Annotated in this window: 6 protein-coding genes; 5 read left to right on the top strand and 1 reads right to left on the bottom strand. The window is 53.7% G+C overall.

Translation table 11 applies throughout. From position 1 onward, the window contains the following. Window positions 1-725, top strand: a 725-nt coding sequence (locus tag QZ279_RS00755) for a DUF1045 domain-containing protein (RefSeq protein ID WP_293446893.1), incomplete at its 5' end; no start/stop codon positions are given. 35 nt (window positions 726-760) lie between these two features. Then, window positions 761-1,570 carry a division plane positioning ATPase MipZ gene (locus QZ279_RS00750; RefSeq protein WP_293446892.1) on the top strand — a complete coding sequence of 270 codons (810 nt, stop codon included), beginning with the start codon at window positions 761-763 and terminating at the stop codon, window positions 1,568-1,570. Window positions 1,571-1,595: 25 nt separating this feature from the next. Here the strand turns inward: QZ279_RS00750 and QZ279_RS00745 are convergent, their stop codons facing one another. Further along, window positions 1,596-2,027: a MarR family transcriptional regulator gene (locus QZ279_RS00745; protein WP_293446891.1), complete on the bottom strand. Its 432-nt coding sequence runs from the start codon at window positions 2,025-2,027 to the stop codon at window positions 1,596-1,598. A 76-nt stretch (window positions 2,028-2,103) separates the two neighbouring features. Between QZ279_RS00745 and hmgA the strand changes: the two genes are divergently transcribed. From hmgA to QZ279_RS00730, 3 genes are read left to right on the top strand one after another with little or no spacing between them, the layout of a single operon-like run. Beyond that, window positions 2,104-3,465 carry a homogentisate 1,2-dioxygenase gene (hmgA, locus tag QZ279_RS00740; protein WP_293446889.1) on the top strand — a complete coding sequence of 454 codons (1,362 nt, stop codon included), beginning with the start codon at window positions 2,104-2,106 and terminating at the stop codon, window positions 3,463-3,465. Window positions 3,466-3,519: 54 nt separating this feature from the next. Beyond that, complete coding sequence (gene fahA, locus QZ279_RS00735) at window positions 3,520-4,779, top strand: fumarylacetoacetase (RefSeq protein WP_293446887.1); 1,260 nt, start codon at window positions 3,520-3,522, stop codon at window positions 4,777-4,779. 12 nt (window positions 4,780-4,791) lie between these two features. Then, the gene (locus QZ279_RS00730) at window positions 4,792-5,742 is read left to right on the top strand and encodes an MBL fold metallo-hydrolase (protein WP_293446886.1); all 951 of its coding nucleotides are present in this window, start codon (window positions 4,792-4,794) and stop codon (window positions 5,740-5,742) included. Window positions 5,743-5,858: the final 116 nt, after the last annotated feature.

Below are 5,858 nucleotides of genomic sequence, written 5' to 3'. Positions count from 1 at the left end.
GCTTGGCGTCTACCTTGCCACACGAAAACCCCGCGATGTTTGAGCGCTACGCGATTTATTGTACGTTCGACGGTAATCTCGGCGCGAAAGGTGCTGCTTGGTTAGGTTGGGATGTTGGCAATGGCATCAACGTCAACCAGCCCCAAATCAGTAATCTTGATTTAGGACAGGTCACACGAAAGCCGCGAAAGTACGGGTTTCACGCGACGATAAAAGCCCCGTTTCGCTTGGTTGAAAGAACAACTGAGCAGCAGCTCAAATCGGCTTTTTCCGAATTATGCGCTACCCTGCAACCTGCCCCAAGTGACGGGCTACAGATTGCTCAAATCGGGCGGTTTCTGGCGTTGATCCTTATCGGCGATGATACTTCTGTGAAAGATCTCGCACAGCAGGTCGTTGAAGCGTTGGATCCGTTTCGCGCACCGCTCACGGACGCAGACATCGCACGGCGCGCGCCGTCACGCTTGTCCGATCAGCAACGCTATAATTTGAACAAATGGGGCTATCCGCACGTCATGTCAGATTATCGGTTTCATGTCACTTTGACCGGATCCCTAAAAGCGGATGAGCTCTATAGCGCCAAAAAAGCGGCGCAGGCTTACTTTTCAGAAGTACTAACAAAACCGTTTACGATCGCTTACCTCACGCTTGCGGGCGAGCGCAGCGACGGCATGTTCTGTGAAATCATGCGACTGCCCCTTCCGTTTGCCCAGCGCATGCTCTAATTCCTTAATGAATACGGGTTCTGGGGAACAATCGCATGGCACATATAATTGTAGTAGGAAATGAAAAAGGCGGTGCTGGAAAGTCGACCGTGTCGATGCATGTAGCCACAGCCCTATCCCGAATGAACCACAAAGTAGACGTTCTGGATTTGGACCTGCGTCAAAAAACATTCGGGCGCTACGTTGCGAATCGTCAATCATTCCTAAAAGAAATCGGTGTTGATCTGCCTTGCCCTGATTACCGGGAATTGCCCGAGATTGATCAAGGTAATCTGCGCCCCGGCGAGAACGTGTATGATCATCGCCTGTCCGCCGCCGTCGCGACGCTGGAATCTGATTGTGATTTCATTGTGATAGATTGCCCCGGTTCGCATACGCGCCTAAGCCAAGTCGCACATTCGCTGGCAGACACTTTGGTGACGCCCTTGAACGACAGCTTCATCGATTTTGATCTGCTTGCCCATATCGATACGGACGGCGTTAAGATTGAGGGACCTTCGGTGTATTCAGAGATGGTATGGAACGCGCGCCAACTGCGCGCGCAAGCCAAACTGCCCCCGATTGACTGGATCGTTTTGCGCAATCGTATGGGCGCGCAGAACATGGTGAACAAACAAAAAATGCAAGCCGCGATTGAGCAGCTTGCCAAACGGATTGGGTTTCGCGTAGCGCCCGGCTTTAACGAACGCGTAATTTTCCGCGAACTTTTCCCGCGTGGTCTAACCCTATTGGATCTAAAGGATGTTGGGGTGAAACAGATGAACATTTCCAACGTCGCCGCACGTCAGGAATTGCGCGATTTGATGAAGTCGCTGAACCTACCCGGTGTCACGGTCGATTTCTAAGGGTGGGTGCGTGATATCACACACCTTACAAGCTGAGGCGCACCAATAGCTTAGTCAGCACATCGCGTTCTTCAGGTGTCATTTGATCTGACATCGCCTGATCATAGCGTCGCGCTTCTTCGCGCAGTTCGTTGTACACGCTGTGGCCGAGCGTGGTCAGTTCTAACGCCTCAACACGTCGATCCCGTTCTAAGCGTGTGCGTTTTAGGTAGCGCCGTCCTTCCAGTGCCGCCACCGCACGGCTAATCTTTGTCTTATGGGATCGCGCGCGTTCGCCGATCTCTTTCGCAGTCAGCGTTCCGTAAATACCAAGGTGAAACAGCACGCGCCATTCCGTTCGCAACATCCCATACCGGTCCTTGTAAATCTGCGTGAACGCAAGGCTCGACGCTTCTGCCGCTTGGTTCAGCAGATAGGGTAGGAAAAGTTGTAGATCAAAGTCGTCTTTTTCACTCATCGCATGGTTTTGACGGTTGTTAGTTACAAAATCAACTAATATTCCCAGCAACAAGCATACCAAACGGGAGCCTGCCATGAACGACCAATTCAAACCGTCCTCATTGACCCATGCCGCAACGCCCATGGGCACGACCACGGGATACATGCCGGGCTTTGGCAATGACTTCGAAACCGAAGCGCTGCCCGGTGCATTGCCCCAAGGCATGAACAGCCCACAGAAATGTAACTACGGCCTTTACGGCGAGCAACTGTCGGGCACTGCGTTTACAGCGCCCAGCCATCAGAACGAACGCACGTGGTGTTATCGCATTCGTCCCTCGGTCAAGCACACGGGGCGTTTTGCAAAGATAGACATGCCCTACTGGAAATCCGCGCCCTATGTAGACCCTGATGTGATCAGCCTTGGTCAATATCGCTGGGATCCTGTTCCCCATTCTGATCAATCGCTCACGTGGCTGACAGGTATGCGCACGATGACCACGGCGGGTGATGTGAATACGCAGGTCGGCATGGCGAGCCACATTTATTTAGTCACCGAGAGCATGGTCGATAGCTATTTCTATTCCGCTGATTCAGAGCTGTTGATCGTGCCACAAGAAGGCCATCTACGGTTCTGCACTGAACTGGGTGTGATTGATGTCGCCCCCCAAGAGATCGCAATTATTCCACGTGGTTTGCTTTATCGTGTCGAGGTTCTGGACGGTCCCGCACGTGGATTTGTGTGTGAGAACTACGGTCAGAAATTCGAACTTCCAGCACGTGGTCCGATTGGTGCGAACTGCATGGCTAACAGCCGTGATTTCAAAACACCCGTCGCGGCGTATGAGGACCGCGATACACCCTCGACCGTGACGATCAAATGGTGTGGGCAGTTCCATGAAACCAAGATCGGCCATTCGCCTTTGGACGTTGTCGCGTGGCATGGTAACTACGCACCTGTTAAATACGATCTCAGCACCTATTGCCCCGTTGGCGCAGTTCTGTTTGACCACCCTGATCCCTCAATCTTTACAGTTCTGACGGCGCCCTCTGGCCAAGATGGCACCGCCAACATTGATTTTGTTTTGTTCCGCGAACGCTGGATGGTAGCTGAGGACACGTTTCGCCCCCCTTGGTATCACAAGAACATTATGTCCGAATTGATGGGTAACATTTACGGGCAATATGATGCGAAATCAAAGGGGTTCATCCCCGGCGGGATGAGCCTGCACAACATGATGCTGCCCCATGGGCCGGACAAGACTGCCTTTGAAGGGGCGTCTAACGCGGACCTAAAGGCACAGAAGCTGGACAACACGATGTCGTTTATGTTCGAGACACGCTTTCCCCAGCATCTGACTGCTTTCGCTGCGAATGAAGCACCGCTACAGGACGACTACATCGATTGCTGGAATGATATCGAAAAGAAATTCGACGGCACGCCCGGTAAAAAGTAAACCAACACTAACTTAAGGTGTGTGGTTCCACGCACCCCGCTAAAAGGACGACACATGACGCTGCTCACCTCTTGGGTCACTTCGGCCAACTCTGCCGAAACCGACTTTCCGCTTAACAACCTTCCTTACGGTGTCTTTTCCACCGACGCACTTGACCCACGCTGTGGTGTCGCGATTGGGGACATGATCCTTGATTGCCGCGCTGCCGAGGAAGCGGGTTTGATCGACATCACCGATGAACCCCTCTTTGACGTGCCGTTCTGGAACGAAGTGATGGAGGACGGCCGCGCCACATGGGATACATTGCGTGCGCGTTTGACAGAAATCCTGACCGAGGGCTTTTCAGGCGAAGCGCTCGTAACTGACCTGCTGGTTCCACGCGCAGATGTCGAAATGCACATGCCGTTCCTTGTTGCAGAATACACCGACTTTTATGCAGGTCGTCAGCACGCGCAAAACATGGGCGCAATCCTACGTGGATCCCCCAGTTTGCCCGCGAACTGGCTGCATATCCCAATTGGCTATAACGGGCGTGCGTCCTCTGTGGTCGTATCTGGTACAGATATTCACCGCCCCAACGGCCAGACCAAAGCGCCAGATGCAAAGACGCCCAGCTTTGGACCGTCCAGGCGTTTGGACATCGAATTGGAACTTGGCGCAATTGTCGGCAAAGGAAACGAGTTGGGTCAGCCCATCACGGTTGATGACGCGGAGACAATGATCTTTGGCTATGTCCTTCTGAACGACTGGTCTGCGCGCGATATCCAAGGCTGGGAATACCAACCCCTTGGTCCGTTTCAGGGCAAAGCGTTCGGCACGTCTATCAGCCCTTGGATCGTGACTGCTGCGGCGCTGGAAGAGTTCCGCGCGCCGACGCCTGCGCGTGATTTCACGCTGCTGCCTTACTTGGATGGATCCAAGGATGGGCTTTATAACATTGAACTTGAAGTGTTGATGCAGCCTGAGGGCGCGGCCAAAGCCAGTTCGATCGCAAAGACCAACTACAATCGCATGTACTATTCTGCCGCTGAACAACTGGCGCATCACGCCAGCAGTGGGTGCGCCATGACAGCGGGCGACTTGCTGGGCTCTGGCACAATCTCTGGTGCGGACCATTCTGAATATGGCTCACTTATGGAGCTAAGCTGGGCTGGCAAAGAACCCTTCACTCTGGAAACTGGCGAGGTCCGCGGGTTCCTAGAGGACGGCGATACAGTGACACTGCGCGGGGCTGCGCGCGGTGACGGATTTAAAATCGGATTTGGCGATTGCGTCGGGAAAATCCTTCCCGCCGTGACTTGGCTTGCAAAATAAGGAACGACCCCAATGGCAAAAGCATTCGCATCACAAGGCGACATGACCGAAAAGAAAATCACGTTCGACGAAGTAGGCCGCGACGTTTGGGCCTTCACGGCCGAGGGCGATCCCAACTCTGGCGTTATTATTGGCGATGAGTCCGTGATGATCATTGAAGCGCAAGCAACACCGCGCCTTGCCAACAAGGTAATCGAAAAGGTTCGCGAAGTCACGGACAAGCCGATCAGCCACGTTGTCCTGACGCACTACCACGCGGTTCGCGTTCTGGGTGCATCCGCGTATGGTGCCGAGCAAATCATCATGGGCGACATTGCCCGCGCGATGGTTGTGGAACGGGGCCAAGAAGATTGGGACAGTGAATTTCAACGCTTCCCGCGTCTGTTTGAAGGCCATGAAAGCATTCCGGGCCTGACCTACCCCACAACGACGTTCAACGATGATATGACGGTCTACCTTGGCAATCGCCGCATTGATCTGATGCATCTTGGTCGTGCGCACACAGCGGGTGATATCGTGATCCATGTTCCAGATGAGAACGTGATGTTCACTGGCGATATCGTTGAAGATCATTCTGCGTGTTATTGTGGTGATGGCCACTTTAGCGATTGGGGCGAAACGCTGGACAACATCGCATCGTTCGATGTGGACGCAATTGCGCCCGGTCGTGGGGGCGCATTGATTGGCAAAGATGCCGTGTACCGCGCGATTGAGAGCACACGTGACTTTGTCGAAAGCACGTATCTGCCTGCAACCAAAGTTGCGGCACGTGGTGGCAGCCTGAAGGAAGCATGGGACGCTGTGCGCGCCTCTTGTGACCCCAAATTCGCCGATTACGCGATATACGAGCATTGTCTGCCCTTCAACGTCGCACGCGCCTATGACGAAGCCCGTGGCATCGACACGCCCCGCATTTGGACCGCGCAGCGCGATCTGGATATGTGGGCTGCCCTGCAAGGGTGAGCACAGACGTTCTGATCTTGATAATTTCTCAGGCGGTGGCATTCATCGTCTGGGCCTATCTGATGTTTAGGACGCTTTTTATGCTCACACGCCGTGCGCAGAACGATTCGAAAACG

This window comes from Planktotalea sp., assembly GCF_018607965.1.
In the GTDB taxonomy this organism is placed as follows: domain Bacteria; phylum Pseudomonadota; class Alphaproteobacteria; order Rhodobacterales; family Rhodobacteraceae; genus Planktotalea.
Note: the sequence above shows the minus strand (reverse complement) of the source record. Positions and strands in the feature narration are given on the sequence as shown.